Source organism: Nonomuraea cavernae, assembly GCF_040655715.1.
GTDB classification, from domain to species: Bacteria; Actinomycetota; Actinomycetes; order Streptosporangiales; family Streptosporangiaceae; genus Nonomuraea; species Nonomuraea cavernae_A.
Genome location: NZ_JBFAKL010000001.1, coordinates 282,494 through 296,644, shown reverse-complemented (window position 1 = coordinate 296,644; position 14,151 = coordinate 282,494). Strand labels below are relative to the sequence as shown.

13 protein-coding genes are annotated in these 14,151 nt (G+C 71.2%); 7 read left to right on the top strand and 6 right to left on the bottom strand.

Annotated features, from left to right (window positions below):
- Positions 1-17: 17 nt before the first annotated feature.
- On the bottom strand, positions 18-1,001 hold the full coding sequence (locus AB0I38_RS01375) for a sensor histidine kinase (protein ID WP_358460770.1): 984 nt from the start codon (positions 999-1,001) through the stop codon (positions 18-20).
- A gap of 214 nt (positions 1,002-1,215) precedes the next feature.
- On the opposite strand from AB0I38_RS01375, the gene AB0I38_RS01370 reads away from it, so the two are divergent.
- The 5 genes from AB0I38_RS01370 to AB0I38_RS01350 all read left to right on the top strand — a co-directional run bounded on the left by AB0I38_RS01370 (position 1,216) and on the right by AB0I38_RS01350 (position 7,297).
- Complete coding sequence (locus AB0I38_RS01370) at positions 1,216-3,045, top strand: glycoside hydrolase family 15 protein (RefSeq protein WP_358460004.1); 1,830 nt, start codon at positions 1,216-1,218, stop codon at positions 3,043-3,045.
- A gap of 96 nt (positions 3,046-3,141) precedes the next feature.
- Positions 3,142-4,218: a C45 family peptidase gene (locus AB0I38_RS01365; RefSeq protein ID WP_358460001.1), complete on the top strand. Its 1,077-nt coding sequence runs from the start codon at positions 3,142-3,144 to the stop codon at positions 4,216-4,218.
- Between the two features lie 102 nt (positions 4,219-4,320).
- The gene (gene gdhA / locus AB0I38_RS01360; protein ID WP_358459999.1) at positions 4,321-5,664 is read left to right on the top strand and encodes an NADP-specific glutamate dehydrogenase; all 1,344 of its coding nucleotides are present in this window, start codon (positions 4,321-4,323) and stop codon (positions 5,662-5,664) included.
- Positions 5,665-5,741: 77 nt separating this feature from the next.
- Positions 5,742-6,578, top strand: a complete 837-nt coding sequence (locus tag AB0I38_RS01355; protein WP_358459996.1) for a TrmH family RNA methyltransferase — start codon at positions 5,742-5,744, stop codon at positions 6,576-6,578.
- Positions 6,575-7,297, top strand: coding sequence for an rRNA methyltransferase (locus AB0I38_RS01350; protein WP_358459993.1), 723 nt, complete (start codon positions 6,575-6,577; stop codon positions 7,295-7,297). Before AB0I38_RS01355 ends, AB0I38_RS01350 begins: the two co-directional genes overlap by 4 nt.
- 33 nt (positions 7,298-7,330) lie before the next feature.
- On the opposite strand, the gene AB0I38_RS01345 is transcribed toward AB0I38_RS01350, so the two are convergent.
- From AB0I38_RS01345 to AB0I38_RS01325, 5 genes are read right to left on the bottom strand one after another with little or no spacing between them, the layout of a single operon-like run.
- Positions 7,331-8,287: a quinone oxidoreductase family protein gene (locus tag AB0I38_RS01345; protein ID WP_358459991.1), complete on the bottom strand. Its 957-nt coding sequence runs from the start codon at positions 8,285-8,287 to the stop codon at positions 7,331-7,333.
- Between the two features lie 3 nt (positions 8,288-8,290).
- Positions 8,291-8,650 (bottom strand): hypothetical protein, encoded by a 360-nt coding sequence (locus AB0I38_RS01340; RefSeq protein ID WP_358459988.1) that lies wholly within the window; start codon positions 8,648-8,650, stop codon positions 8,291-8,293.
- Positions 8,647-9,510, bottom strand: coding sequence for an extradiol ring-cleavage dioxygenase (locus tag AB0I38_RS01335; RefSeq protein ID WP_358459985.1), 864 nt, complete (start codon positions 9,508-9,510; stop codon positions 8,647-8,649). The genes AB0I38_RS01340 and AB0I38_RS01335 overlap by 4 nt, the downstream gene beginning before the upstream one ends.
- A complete protein-coding gene (locus AB0I38_RS01330; RefSeq protein WP_358459982.1) occupies positions 9,503-10,390 on the bottom strand; it encodes a citryl-CoA lyase in 888 nt (295 codons plus the stop codon). Before AB0I38_RS01330 ends, AB0I38_RS01335 begins: the two co-directional genes overlap by 8 nt.
- A complete protein-coding gene (locus AB0I38_RS01325; protein ID WP_358459979.1) occupies positions 10,383-11,558 on the bottom strand; it encodes a CaiB/BaiF CoA transferase family protein in 1,176 nt (391 codons plus the stop codon). The genes AB0I38_RS01330 and AB0I38_RS01325 overlap by 8 nt, the downstream gene beginning before the upstream one ends.
- A 207-nt stretch (positions 11,559-11,765) precedes the next feature.
- Between AB0I38_RS01325 and AB0I38_RS01320 the strand changes: the two genes are divergently transcribed.
- Both AB0I38_RS01320 and AB0I38_RS01315 read left to right on the top strand, forming a co-directional pair.
- A complete protein-coding gene (locus AB0I38_RS01320; RefSeq protein WP_358459977.1) occupies positions 11,766-13,214 on the top strand; it encodes an amidohydrolase family protein in 1,449 nt (482 codons plus the stop codon).
- Positions 13,215-13,264: 50 nt separating this feature from the next.
- On the top strand, positions 13,265-14,065 hold the full coding sequence (locus tag AB0I38_RS01315; RefSeq protein ID WP_358459975.1) for an IclR family transcriptional regulator domain-containing protein: 801 nt from the start codon (positions 13,265-13,267) through the stop codon (positions 14,063-14,065).
- Positions 14,066-14,151: the final 86 nt, after the last annotated feature.

Below are 14,151 nucleotides of genomic sequence, written 5' to 3'. Positions count from 1 at the left end.
TTCGTGGGTCCCGGGGGTCAGGTGCGGCTAAGGCGCAGTCGCACCTGGGTGCCCGTCCGGCCGGTGCGGACCTCCACCAGGTCGCACAGCTGGCGCGCCACCCACAGGCCGTAGCCCCGGGCGGTCGCCGAGGCGGGTGGCAGATAACCGGCGAAGAGCTCCAGGCCCTCGCCGCCCGGCTGTCCCGCGTCGAGGATGTCGCAGCAGATCGAGTCGCCCTCGGCCCACAGCAGGATCTCGCCGTGCCCGCCGCCGTGCTCGACCGCGTTGGTGGCCACCTCGTTGACCACGATCACCAGCCGGTCGGCCGTTTCGGCGGGCAGCTCGCCGACCGCCGCCCACGCGGACACGTGCTGCCGCAGGAAGCCGAGGTCGGCGTCGAACACGAACCCGGTGCCGTGGTCCTTGCCCGGTGGCGGCAGCGGCAGCAGGTCTCTGGCGTGGCCGAACTCCGACGGCTTGAGGTAAGCCGGGCTGACCATCGTGCCGTGTTCCGTGACCAGGTCGGGATGGGTGCGCCGGGCGTCGTCGACGATGTGGCGGGGCAGCGCCCGCGTGTCGTAGGGGCACATGATCCACGCCGGGCTGTCGGCGAAGGCCGCGTTGAGCACGGACTCGTACCGGGTCCACTCCGCCTCCTGCGCCCGGTCGAGCCCCTGCCAGACCGGCTCTCCGAGCACCCGGACGCGGGAGTGGCCGAGCCGATGGGTGTTCAGGTAGCGGCTGTAGGCGTCGAGCGTGCGGCCCGGGGCGTCGTACCACTCGCGCGCGTCGACGAGCTCGACCCGCGCGGCGTCGGCGCCGAGGACGTTCTCCAGCGCCTCGATGTTCGGCGGCGTGACCACGGCCATGACCCGCTCGCCCCGCGCGAGGCCATCCAGGCAGAAGCGGGCGGCGACGGTGGCGAACGTCGCGACGCTGTCATAGAGCAGTGCCTGGTGGGTCAGCGTGGACGCCGGGTCGCTCGTAGCGGGGTTGGAACCTTCCTCCGCCTGGCGCATCACGTATTCATCCCCGGCCGAAACTGTAATTCTTTCGCCTTCACCGTACCTTTTCTACCCCGGTACGCCTAGGGAATCGCTCATACAAGAGATTTCAGGTCCGAATCCGGATAAGACGCCCAAGTGGAAGATCTGCCCGCCTTTGACGAATGCCAGATACAGCCACAGGTCAGACACGCCTACCTTGAGGGACAGACAGGGAGAAAGGGCGGTCATGACTCCTGGTGAGCCCGGTCACTCCGGCGACTCCCGCTACCTGCCGATCGGCGACCACGGCCTCATCGGCGACCTGCGGACCGTCGCGCTCGTGGGGACGAACGGCACCATCGACTGGTACTGCTGCCCGCGCTTCGACGCCCCCAGCGTGTTCGCCTCGATCCTCGACGCCGACCGGGGCGGCTCGTTCGAGCTGGCCGCCGACACACCGGCCAGGACCAAGCAGTTCTACTTCCCCGACACCAACGTTCTCATCACCCGGTTCTTCGCGGACGACGGGGTGGGCGAGATCCAGGACTTCATGCCCGTCGCGGACGACTCGCGCGAGGCCGACCGGCACCGGATGATCCGCCGGGTGTCCTGCGTCCGCGGCACGCTCCCGTTCCGCGCCCGGGTGGCGCCCCGCTTCGACTACGCCAGGCAGCCGCACACCGTGCGGGAGGAGACCGGCGGTCTGCTGTTCGAGTCGCCGGTCCTGTCCCTCTCCCTGAGCTCCAGCGTGCCGATCGAGACCGACGGGCAGGACGCGCGGGCGCGGTTCGTGCTCGACGAGGGAGAGCAGGCGGTGTTCGCGCTCGACCGGGTCGGCGACGGCCTCCCGTCGCGCGGCTGCCCCCTCGAGGAGGCCGAGCGCGAGTTCGCCGCCACGGTCCGCTACTGGCGGCGCTGGCTGTCGGCCTCGCGCTACCGCGGCCGGTGGCGCGAGGTGGTCCACCGCTCGGCGCTCACGCTGAAGCTGCTCACCTACGCGCCGACCGGCGGGATCGTCGCCGCGCCGACGACCAGCCTGCCCGAGCGGATCGGCGGCGAGCGCAACTGGGACTACCGCTACGTGTGGATCCGCGACGCCGCGTTCTGCGTCTACGCGCTGCTCAGGCTGGGCTTCACCGACGAGGCCGAGGCCTTCATGAACTTCCTGTCCACGCACGTGCCGCTCAGCAGCGACAGCGGCACCGGCCCGCTGCAGATCATGTACGGCATCGACGGCCGCAGCGAGCTGCCCGAGGAGGAGCTCCACCACCTGGAGGGCTACCGGGCCTCCGCCCCGGTGCGGATCGGCAACGCCGCGGCCGACCAGCTCCAGCTCGACATCTACGGGGCGCTCATCGACTCGATCTACCTCTACAACAAGTGGGGCGACCCGATCGCCAGCGACCGCTGGGACGAGCTCTGCACCCTGGTCGAATGGGTCTGCCTGCACTGGGACCAGCCCGACGAGGGCATCTGGGAGACCCGCGGCGGGCGCCGGAACTTCGTCTACTCGCGGCTGATGTGCTGGGTGGCCATCGAACGCGCCATGCGGGTGGCGATCCAGCGCGGACTGCCCGCCGACATCCCGCGCTGGCGCGAGGCCCGCGACGCGATCTACCGGCAGATCATGCGGCGCGGCTGGTCGGCCGAGCTCGGGGCGTTCGTCCAGCAGTTCGACGAGGACGTGCTGGACGCCTCCATCCTGATGATGCCGCTGGCCAAGTTCGTCTCGCCGACGGATCCCAAGTGGCTGTCCACCCTCGACGCGCTCGGCGACGGGCTGGTCTCCGACTCGCTGGTCTACCGCTACGACCCGGAGATCAGCCCCGACGGGCTGCGGGGCCCGGAGGGCACGTTCTCGATCTGCTCGTTCTGGTACGTCGAGGCCCTGGCCCGCGCCGGCCGCGTCGACGAGGCCCGCCTGGCCTTCGAGAAGATGCTGACGTACGCCAACCATCTGGGCCTGTACGCCGAGGAGATCGGCCACACCGGCGAGCAGCTCGGCAACTTCCCGCAGGCCATCACCCACCTCGCGCTGATCAGCGCGGCCTTCAACCTCGACCACGCCCTCGGTTAGGGCCCGTGAGATATTGGGCCCGTGGCCACGACGAGAGCACGTCGTGGGCCGCCCACGGCCCCCCCGGCGGACTGAACGCGTCGAGAGAGGACGGCTGTGAGGCTGCACGAGCACGACAGCGGGGGGCGTGGCTCGCCGGAGCGCGGCCGGGAGTTCGGGCGGGTGTGGGCGTCGCGGATCCACGCGGCGATCACCGCCTACCGGCGCCACTACCTCCAGCTCGGCATCGCCCCCGAGACCTGCGCCGTCGTCGCCGAGAAGTCCTGTCAGGCCCTCTTCGCCTGGCATCCGGCGCTGGGCGACGAGCTGGAGTCGATCGCCGCCGGAGCCGGGATCACGGTCGTCGAGCTGGGGCTGCTCAACTCGCGCACCGAGATCCTCGCCGTCGCGCCGCCCCAGGGCAGTGGTGAGTGCTCCACGGTGGTGCGGGCCGGGGCCGAAGGCGGTCCGGTCGCCTTCCAGACCTGGGACTGGCACCCCCGCCTGGTGCCCGACGCCGTGCTGTGGCGCTACTCGCCCACACCCGGACGCTGGGTCAAGACGTTCACCGAGCCGGGCATGCTGGCGAAGATCGGCCTCAACAGCGCCGGGCTGGGCGCGAACTTCAACTTCCTGCACCACCGCGCCGACGGCTCCGGGGACGGCGTGCCCGTGCACGCGATCGCCCGCCGCGTCCTCGACGAGGCCGGCACCGTGCGCGAAGCCGTCGACATCGCCCGCTCGGCCAGGGTCAGCGCCTCGACCGCGATCACCGTGACCGCCGTCGCCCCGGCCGCCGAGGCGGTCTCGATCGAGCTCACCCCGGCCGGCGCGGTCGTGATCCCGGTGCGGGCGGACGGCTGGCTGATCCGGACCAACCACCTGCTCGGCGCCGAGTTCCGCGACGCCGACGTCAGGCAGCCGACCAGCACCTCGCTGCCCCGCTACGAGCACCTGGACAAGGCGCTCGCCGGTGGCGTCCCGGACGGTGGCCTGCCGGAGCTGGCCGGGCGGCTCTGCGGCGAGGCCGGTGCCGAGGCCCCCATCTGCATGCGCGAGGACCCTCGCCTGCCCGAACCCGCCCGCCGGCGCACGATGCTGACGATCCGCCTGGACCACGCGGGCGGGGCCATCGAGTACTGGCCGGGCAGTCCGGCGGCCGCGGCCGAGGCGGGACACGCCTGCCGCTTCTGAGCCTCGGGACGTCCCGAGCCGATCATGAGGGTGGCCCCGGATCGGAGCGGTTCCGAGCACCCCCTACAGTGAGATGAATCCGGGAATGAGCTGGGAGAACCTGTGCTGCACGAGAAACTGTCATCGATCTATGACAACGTCCTGCGCCGCAACCCCGGTGAGATCGAGTTCCATCAGGCGGTGCGCGAGGTGCTGGAGAGCATCGGCCCGGTCCTGGGCAAGCACCCCGAATACGCGGAATCCAAGATCATCGAGCGCATCTGCGAGCCCGAGCGCCAGATCATCTTCCGGGTGCCGTGGGAGGACGACCGGGGCGAGGTCCACATCAACCGTGGCTTCCGCGTCGAGTTCAACAGCGCGCTCGGGCCGTTCAAGGGCGGGCTGCGCTTCCACCCGTCCGTCTACCTGGGCATCGTGAAGTTCCTCGGCTTCGAGCAGATCTTCAAGAACAGCCTGACCGGCCTGCCCATCGGCGGCGGCAAGGGCGGCTCCGACTTCGACCCGAAGGGCCGGTCCGAGCGCGAGGTCATGCGCTTCTGCCAGAGCTTCATGACCGAGCTCTACCGCCACATCGGCGAACACACCGACGTGCCCGCGGGTGACATCGGCGTCGGCGGGCGCGAGGTCGGCTTCCTGTTCGGCCAGTACAAACGCATCACCAACCGCTACGAGTCCGGCGTGATCACCGGCAAGGGCCTCGTCTACGGCGGCGCCCAGGTCCGCACCGAGGCCACCGGCTACGGCTGCGCCTTCTTCGTCGAGGAGATGCTGAAGGCACGCGGCACGTCCTTCGAGGGCAAGCGGGTCGTGGTCTCCGGCTCCGGCAACGTCGCCGTCTACAGCATCGAGAAGGTCGAGCAGCTCGGCGGCCTGGTGGTCGCCTGCTCCGACTCCTCCGGCTACGTGATCGACGAGAAGGGCATCGACCTGCCGCTGCTCAAGCAGATCAAGCAGGTCGAGCGCGGCCGGCTCGACGCCTACGCCGCCCGCCGCGGCGACCACGTCGTGTTCGTGCCGGGCCGCAGCGTGTGGGAGGTGCCCTGCGAGGTGGCCATGCCGTCCGCCACGCAGAACGAGATCACTGGCCGCGACGCCGCCGCGCTGGTCGAGGGCGGCTGCCTGGCGGTCGGCGAGGGCGCCAACATGCCGACCACGCCCGAGGGCATCAAGGTGTTCCTGGAGGCAGGGGTCGCCTTCGGGCCGGGCAAGGCCGCCAACGCCGGCGGCGTCGCGACCAGCGCCCTGGAGATGCAGCAGAACGCCAGCCGCGACTCCTGGACCTTCGAGTTCTCCGAGCTCCGGCTCCAGGAGATCATGCGCGACATCCACGGCCGCTGCCTGGAGACCGCCGACGAGTACGGCATGCCCGGCAACTACGTGGCGGGCGCCAACATCGACGGCTTCCGCCGGGTCGGCGACGCGATGCTGGCGCTGGGCCTGATCTAGCCTTCCGCCGGCCACGCTCGCCAGGCATGTCATTCTTGTAGAACTACTCTATGGAAACGGTAAGCCGGGGGCGGTCTGTGGCGCGGGAGCTGCGTATCTTACGTGCCAACGCACGGTTTCAGCAGTGGCAGGCGCTGCTGGGGAACCGCACCAAGCGGCAGCGGGCCGGGGAGTTCCTCGTTCAGGGGGTGCGCCCGATCAGCCTGGCCGTCGAGCTCGGCTGGCCGGTGCGTGCGCTGATCTACGACGCCGATCGGCCGCTGTCCCAGTGGGCGGCTCAGATGCTGAAGGCTGCTGGTGGCGAGCGGGTGGCCATGGCCACCGACCTGCTGCGAGAGCTGGGCGGCAAGGACGAGGACGTGCCCGAGCTGGTGGCGGTCCTCGAACTGCCGGACGATGAGCCGGCCCGGATCGCGGTGGGGCCGTCGTTTCTGGGCGCGGTGTTCGACCGGCCGAACAGCCCCGGCAACATCGGGACGATGGCGCGGTCGCTGGACGCGTTCGGCGGCGCCGGTCTGATCGTCACCGGGCACGCCGCCGACCCGTACGATCCCCGATCGGTGCGGGCCTCCACCGGATCGTTGCTGGCGCTGCCGGTGGTCCGGGCTCCCTCCCACCGGGAGGTGCTGGCCTGGGTCTCGGAGCTACGCGGCCGGGGCTTGGCGCTGACGGTGGTGGGCACCGACGAGAACGGCGCCACCGACATCGCCGACCTGGATCTCACCGGTCCCACCCTGCTGGTCATCGGGAACGAGACCACCGGGTTGAGCGCGGGATGGCGGGAAAGCTGCGACATGATGGCGCGCATCCCGATCGTCGGCTCGGCCAGCTCACTGAACGCCGCCAACGCGGCGACCGTGGTGTTGTACGAGGCCGCCCGCCAACGCGGTCGCGGGACGAGCGGGGCTCGATGAGCTATCGTCACGCGGTCGTCCGGGACAACTATGAGCACCTGGCCAGCGGCGCGGTGCTGCACTCGGCCCCAGGGTTCCCCGCGTTCCCGGTCCGGCTGGCCAGCGAGATCTTCCAGCGCGCGCTGGCCCTGCGCGGCGGCGACCGGCCCGCCGTGGTCTGGGACCCGTGCTGTGGCGGCGGATACCTACTGACCGTGCTGGCGTTGCTGCACCGACGCCAGATCGCCTCAGTGCTGGCCTCCGAGCTCGACCCCCACGCGCTGCGCCTGGCCGGACGCAATCTCGGCCTGCTGAGCGGGGCCGGTCTGGCGGCCCGCGCCGCCGAACTCGACGTGCGCGCCGCACGCTTCGACAAGCCGTCGTACGCCTCCGCGGCGCACGCCGCTCGCCGGCTCGCCACCGAGCTGGACGCGTCGGGAGGCGATGTGCCGCACGCACTGTGGCAGGCCGATGTGTTCGGCCCCGACCTGCTCCAGCGGACACTGGACCAGCGGGCACCCGACATCGTGATCACCGACGTCCCCTACGGCGAGCAGACCTCTTGGCTCGGGCCGCGGGCGTCGGCCGGTATCTCCGGCATGGTCGAGGTTCTGACGGCGGTGCTCCCGCGCGGCCGCGTGATCGCGGTCACGGTGCGGGGCCGCAAGGTTCCGGTGGACGACGGACCGCGTCCCCGTGCATCCTTCAAGATCGGCACTCGGGCCGTCGCGTTGTTCTGAAGAGATCTCCGATCTCCGGCCAGGTGTCACGAGTCAGCGCAGGGTGAGGACGATCCGGCCGCTCGCGGTGCCGTCGGCCTGGCGCGTCCACGCCGGCCCGGCGGCGTCGAGCGGCACCACCTCGTGGGCGACGGTCAGCCGCCCCCGGGCGGCGTGCCCGGCCACCGTCGCCACCGCCGCGGCGCGCTGCCCGGAGGTCAGCTCGTTGTTGGTGTAGCCGAGCAGCCGCAGCGACCGGCTGCGCAGCGTGGCCGAGTCGATCGGGCACGTCTCCGAGGCCGAGCCGCCGAGGTTGACCAACCGGCCGCCCGTCCGCAGCGTGCGCGCGGCGGCCGCCGCCGGCGGGCCGAACAGCGGGTCGAGGACCAGGTCGGCCGGTCCATCGGTGACCGCCTCGAACCGGGCCGCGAGCTCGGCCACGTCGTCGGTGTCGAGCGCGACGACGGCGTCGGCCCCGGCCTGCTTCGCCCGTTCCCGCCCCGACGCCGAGCGCGCGGCCGCGACGACCCGGCGCGCCCCGGCGATGCGGGCCAGTTGGACGGCCGCCTGCCCCACCACGCCTCCCGCGCCCAGCACGATCACCTGCTCGCCGGCCGCCAGCTCGCCACGCCAGGTGAGCGCCAGGTGCGCGGCGACCGCCGACAGGCCGAGCGCGGCGACGGCGACCGGGTCGGCGCCTTCGGGCAGCTCGACGAGGTCGGCCTCGGGCACCCGGACGACCTCCGCCATGCTCCCGTCACCCGGAGCCATCCCGGCCGAGGTGGGGAACCACACCAGGCGACCGCCGGCCGCGCCGACCCCCTGCACCCCGGGCACGTACGGAGTCGACGGCGTGCCGAAGTAGGACGTGCCGCTCGCGCAGAGCACGTCCAGCGGGGTGATGGGGGCGGCGAGGACCTCGACCAGGGCCTCGCCCGCGCCGGGCGCCGGGGCGGGCCGCTCGGTCACCACGGGCGGCCGGCCGGGACGCCGGATCTCCAGTGCGCGCACGACTCAGGTCGCGATGTCGGGATAGGGCAGGCTCATGTGGGAGAGCCGCCGGGCGTACTCGGTCTGGAACCCCAGCGGCTCGTGGTCGCGCTCGAACATGGCGATGAACAGCGTCAGCGTGAGGAACGGATGCGCGCCGAGCTCGAACAGCCGCGGATAGTCGTGCGCGGCCAGCGCCTCGCGCTCCACGTCGTCGAAGCGCAGCCAGGTGGACGACTCGCCCTCGTGGCAGCCGAGGATGCGGTTGGCGTAGTCGGCCTCCCACATCTCCACCGTGGCCCGCGGCTCCTCCCGGTAGCGCTCCACCAGCTCCGGATCGCGGTCGACGGTGAACAGGAACTTGTTCAGCAGGTACTTGCTCATGCCTGCCCTCCGTTCGGATACCAGGTGAAGTAGGCCTCCATGGTGTGGAACAGATCGTAGGTGTCGACGTAGTCGGCCTTACGGCCCTCGCCCGCGACGCCCATCATCAGCATGAAGTCCATGAAGCCGTGCGTGGCGTTGCCCGGCAGGTGGAGGCTGTCGAGGGTGACCTCGGCCAGGCAGCCCTCGATGTCGCCGGTCGAGATCCACTCGACGGCCTTGCGGTCGAACTCGGGGTCGGGCCCGTGCGGGCCGAACTGGCGCGGCCCGCCGAGCTCCAGCGACAGGTGCCCGGTGCCGATGACCGCGACCCGCTTGTCCTCCGGCCACGACTCGACGAGCTCCCGGATGGTCTGCCCGAGCTGCACGAACCGTTTCGGCCGCGGCAGGGGCGGGGCGAAGATGTTGGTGTAGACGGGCACGATCGGCAGGTCGTTCTGCGGGCGCAGGGTGATGATCGGGCAGGTGATCGAGTGGTCGATCCGCAGCTCGTTGGAGAACGCCAGGTCGAAGCCCGCGTCGAGCCCCTCGCGCAGCACGTGCGAGGACAGGTCCTCCTGACCCGTGAACAGCATTTTGGGCAGGCCGAACTCGCGTTCCTCGTTGTAGAAGTTCGCGTCGTAGAAGGGGGCCTTGCCGACCAGGAACTGCGGCATGTTGTCCAGCCACAGCTGGTGGAAGTGGTCGGAGCCGACCATGACCAGCACGTCGGGGCGGGCCCTGGTCAGGGTCTCCCGGAACGCCTCCACCTTGCGCACCCACTCGTCCGCGAACGGAGGGCGGTCCTCCCCGGTGGCGGTGCTGGCGCGGTAGTAGAAGGGGTGGTGAGTGGACGCGATCACCGCGACCAGTTCAGCCATGCGAACCTCCAGGGGGGTACGGCTCGGGGGCGACGGACCGGTTGTTCAGGTCCACCGACAGGAAGATTTCGTTGGCCACCGGGCGGCGCAGCTCCTCGGCGAGCTGCCCGATCAGTCCGGCGGTCCTGGCCAGCAGGGCGAAGCCGCGCAGCAGCTCCAGCGGCAGGCCGAGATCGGCGAGGGCCGCGCCGCAGACACCGGCCCCGTTCAGCGGCAGCTTCTTGCCCAGCACCTCGGGGTGGACCCGGCCGATCGCGGCGAACAGCGACAGGTGCGGCCCGTACAGGCCCTCCTCGGCGGCGATCCGGAACAGCCGCGCGGTGCGTGGATCGCCCTGCTTGTGCACGTGGTGGCCGAGCCCCGGCACGAACCTTTTCGCCTCCCGCTGGGCGCGTACGGTGCGCAGGGCCAGGGCGTCCCAGCCGTCGTCGTCGGCCGGCAGCGGGTCGCACGAGGCCAGCACGTCGTGCAGGAACCGGCCGCAGTCCTCGGTGACGCCCAGGAAGCGCGACCCGCCGCCGAGCAGCCCGGCGGCGAGCGCGCCCTGGATCGAGTCGGGCGCCGACAGGTAGGTCAGCCGGGTCACGATCGCGGTGGGCGTGAAGCCGTGATCGGCGAGCGCGGCCAGCACGGCCTCGAACACCCGGGTCTCTCCCGGCGTGGGCCGCCGCTGGGTCGCCAGCCAGAAGGCCAGCTCGCCGAACCCGACCTCGCCCATGACGTCCTCGGCCAGGTCGTGGCCGAGCAGCGTGATCGTCTCCAGCGACGACGCGCCGAGCGCGGTGGGGTAATCGGGCCGCCCTGCCCGTCCTCCCGGTTCAGGTCGGCTCGCCTGGTCGCCCCGGGCCGTCTGGTCCGCCTGTCCCGTCTGGTCAGCCATCGTCGTCCTCCCGAGGGGCGGTCAGCCAGGCGCGCAGCTCGGCGCCGTGCTCGTCGAGCTCGGGCGGCGGCAACGCGTAGCCGACCGGCGTCTCGGAGAACCGGATCGGATGCCGGGTCGTCGGTATCGCCCGCTCACCCTCGCCGACCTCGACGATCGGGTCCAGCCCGAACCGTTCGGCCATCGCGAAGCCGCCGTCGATGGTGTTGATCGGCCCGCTCGGCACCCCCGCCTCGACCAGCAGCTCGAACCACTCGACCGCGCCCCGCTTGGTGAGCTGCTCGACCAGGATCGGGCGCAGCTCGTCGCGGCGCGCGGTACGGCCGGCATTGCGGGCGAAGCGCGGGTCGTCCGCGATCTCCGGGATGCCGAGCACCTCGCAGAGCTTACGGAACTGGCCGTCGTTGGCCGCGGCGACGATGATGTCGTTGTCGGCGGTGGGCAGCGGCTCGTACGGGAAGACGCTCGGGTGCGCGTTGCCCATCCGGTAGGGGACGACACCGCCGGACACGTACGCGGAGCTGTGGTTGACCAGCCCGGTGAGGGCCGACGACAGCAGGTTGACCTCGACGTGCTGCCCTCGCCCGGTCGCGTCGCGGTGCCGCAGCGCGGCCAGGATGCCGATGACGGCGTGGTTGCCCGCCATCACGTCGAACACCGAGATGCCGGCCCGGTACGGCGGCCCGTCCGGCTCGCCGGTGAGGCTCATCAGGCCGGACATGGCCTGCACCATCAGGTCGTAGCCGGGGACGTGCCGGCCCGCTCCCGAGCCGAACCCGCTGATCGAGGCGTACACGACGCCGGAGTTGCCGGCCCGTACGGTCTCGAAGTCCAGCCCGTACTTGGCCAGCCCGCCGGGTTTGAAGTTCTCGATCAGCACGTCGGCGCGGCGGGCCAGCTCCCGGGCCACCCGGGCGTCCGCCTCGTCGCGCAGGTCGAGCGCGATGGACCGCTTCCCACGGTTGATCCCGAGATAGTAGGTCGACACGTCGCCGCGCACCGGCGGTGTCCAGGAGCGGGTGTCGTCGCCCTTCGGCCCCTCCACTTTGACGACCTGGGCGCCCATGTCCGCCAGCAGCATCGTGGCGTACGGGCCCGCCAGGACGCGGGAGAAGTCGGCCACCAGCACGCCGGACAGCGGCCCCCCGGGGACGGCGTTGTCAGTCATCCAGCTCCAGTCCTCTGCTCCGCTCAACGGACATCTGTCCGCTGAAGCGATTCTGGGCACCCACCGGCCCAACGTCAAGTGCTTGACAGCTGGACCAGCGGTCATCAGAGTTACGGCGAACAGAGATGACCGCATGACGGACAATCGTTCGCAAGATCGGTTCAGGGTCGTGTCATCGGTCGGCACACAGGGTTAGGAGCCCCATCGATGAGCGAGCCGAGCGAGTTCCAGCCGGGACGGCCCGTGGTGCTGCGTGGCGGCACGGTGCTGCCGATGGACGACGGGCGCCAGGTGCTCACCCGCACCGACGTCCTCGTCATAGACGACCGGATCGCCGCCGTGGGGCCCGATCTGGAGGTGCCGGAGGGCACCGCCGAGATCGACGCGACCGACGGCATCGTGATGCCCGGCATGATCGACACCCACCGGCACATGTGGCAGACGGCCATGCGCGGCTACGGGGCCGACTGGACGCTGACGCAGTACTTCGTCTGGTACTACCTGGAACACGGCAAACTGTTCCGCCCCGAGGACGTGCACGCGGGCAACGTACTGGCCGCGATCGAGGCCATCGACGCCGGAGCCACCACCGTCGTCGACTGGTCGCACGGCCTGCGGACCGTCGACCACGCCGACGCGGCCGCCGACGCGCTGCAGTCGGTGCCCGGCCGGTTCGTCCTCGCCTACGGCAACATCCAGCAGCCGCCCGCCGAGTGGACCGCCGCGCCCGAGTTCCGCGACTTCGTCCGCCGGCGGATCACCGGTGACGACATGCTCGGGTTCCAACTCGCCTTCGACGTCCTCGGCGACCCGGCCTTCCCCGAGAAGCCCGCGTTCGAGGTGGCCCGTGAGCTGGGCGTCGCGGTCACCACCCACGCCGGCGTCTGGGGTGCCACCAGCGACGACGGCATCAAGCTCATGCACGACCACGGCTTCATGACCCCCGAGACGGTGTACGTGCACGCCGCGTCGCTGTCGGCCGACTCCTACCACCGCATCGCCGCGACCGGCGGCTCCATCTCCGTCTCGACCGAGAGCGAGCAGAGCGCCGGCCAGGGCTACCCGCCCACCTGGGCCATCCGCGAGCACGGCATCCCGGTCTCCCTCTCCATGGACACCAGCGTCTGGTGGAGCGGCGATCTGTTCTCCGCGATGCGCACCACGCTCGGTGCCGACCGCTCCCGTGAGCACCTGCGGGCGCAGGCCGAGGGCGACACCGTCACGCACTGCAGCCTGCGTTCCGACCAGGTCGTCGACTGGGCCACGCGGGGCGGAGCGCGGGCCCTCGGCCGCGACCACGACCTGGGCGGCATCGAGGCCGGGAAGAAGGCCGACCTCGTCCTGATCAAGAACGACCACTCGCCCGTGTCGTTCCCGCTGCTCCACCCCTTCGGTCACGTCGCGTTCCAGGCCCAGCGCGGCGACGTGCACACGGTGATCGTCAACGGCCGGGTGGTCAAGCACCGGCACCGACTGATCGGAATCGACCTCGCCGCGGCCCGCCGCGAGGTCGAGCGGACCGTCGACCACCTGCGGTCGACGATGGGCGAGGAAGCCTGGGCGAAGGGGATGAACCCTGACATCCCTGCAACGAAGATTCTCGACAACCCCTACACGTACACCGACTATCGCAGCGAAGCGACGCACAGTCAGTGAGCGCGGTCGGTCTAGAGTCGGATCCGTGATGTGCACCAGACGAGGCGTTCATGGCACGTGCTGACACGGGGCCTGACTTCATCGAGGCGCTAGCCCGCGGTCTCGACGTGATCAGGGTGTTCCAGCCGAGGCGCCCGGTGATGTCGCTGACCGAGGTGGCCACCGCCGCGGGGCTGGCCCGGCCGACGGCCCGCCGCATCTTGCTGACCCTGCAGGAGCTCGGCTACGCCAGGGCCGAGCAGGGCGGGTTCGCGCTCACCCCGCGCGTGCTTGAGCTGGGCGTCTCCTACGTGCGCTCGATGGGGCTGTGGGACGTGGCCAGGCCGCACATGGAGCGGCTCGTCGCCCAGACGCACGAGTCCTCGTCGATCGCGCAGCTCGACGGATCCGACATCGTGTACGTCGCCCGGGTGGCGGTCCCCAAGATCGTCACCCTGTCGGTGCAGATCGGCACCCGCTTCCCGGCCCTGCAGACGTCGCTGGGCAAGGTGCTGCTGGCCGGTCTGCCGCCCGCCGAGGTCGAGCGGGTGCTGGCCGAGCCGAGCCGGTCGGGCATCGAGCCCCGCTGGCGGCCCGCCACCGAGGAGCGCGACGCGGTGCTGCGCGGGGTGCGGGCCAAGGGCTGGGCGCTGACGGACGAGCAACTCGCCCTTGGCATCCGGTCCGTCGCCGCTCCGCTGCGCGACGGGCTCGGCAACGTCGTCGCGGCGCTCAACGTCAACGCCCACGCCGCCGAGACGTCCATGGAGAAGCTGACGGACGAGTATCTCCCGCTGCTGCTCAAGGCCGCCGGGGCGATCAGCGCCGACTGGGCGCTCTGCGAAGCCGTTCCCCAGGTCACGGCCTCCTGAACGAGCCGGGACGCCTCACCGAGAAGCAGCCGACCTCACCGGGGGCGGATACCTCGAACTGGGAGCCCAGCGCCACCGCGCTCCGG

Coding starts and splice junctions, on each gene's coding strand:
- AB0I38_RS01375 (WP_358460770.1), bottom strand. CDS start 1,001: ATGCGCCAGGCGGAGGAAGGTTCCAACCCCGCTACGAGCGACCCGGCG.
- AB0I38_RS01370 (WP_358460004.1), top strand. CDS start 1,216: ATGACTCCTGGTGAGCCCGGTCACTCCGGCGACTCCCGCTACCTGCCG.
- AB0I38_RS01350 (WP_358459993.1), top strand. CDS start 6,575: ATGAGCTATCGTCACGCGGTCGTCCGGGACAACTATGAGCACCTGGCC.
- AB0I38_RS01340 (WP_358459988.1), bottom strand. CDS start 8,650: ATGAGCAAGTACCTGCTGAACAAGTTCCTGTTCACCGTCGACCGCGAT.
- AB0I38_RS01335 (WP_358459985.1), bottom strand. CDS start 9,510: ATGGCTGAACTGGTCGCGGTGATCGCGTCCACTCACCACCCCTTCTAC.
- AB0I38_RS01330 (WP_358459982.1), bottom strand. CDS start 10,390: ATGGCTGACCAGACGGGACAGGCGGACCAGACGGCCCGGGGCGACCAG.
- AB0I38_RS01325 (WP_358459979.1), bottom strand. CDS start 11,558: ATGACTGACAACGCCGTCCCCGGGGGGCCGCTGTCCGGCGTGCTGGTG.
- AB0I38_RS01320 (WP_358459977.1), top strand. CDS start 11,766: ATGAGCGAGCCGAGCGAGTTCCAGCCGGGACGGCCCGTGGTGCTGCGT.
- AB0I38_RS01315 (WP_358459975.1), top strand. CDS start 13,265: ATGGCACGTGCTGACACGGGGCCTGACTTCATCGAGGCGCTAGCCCGC.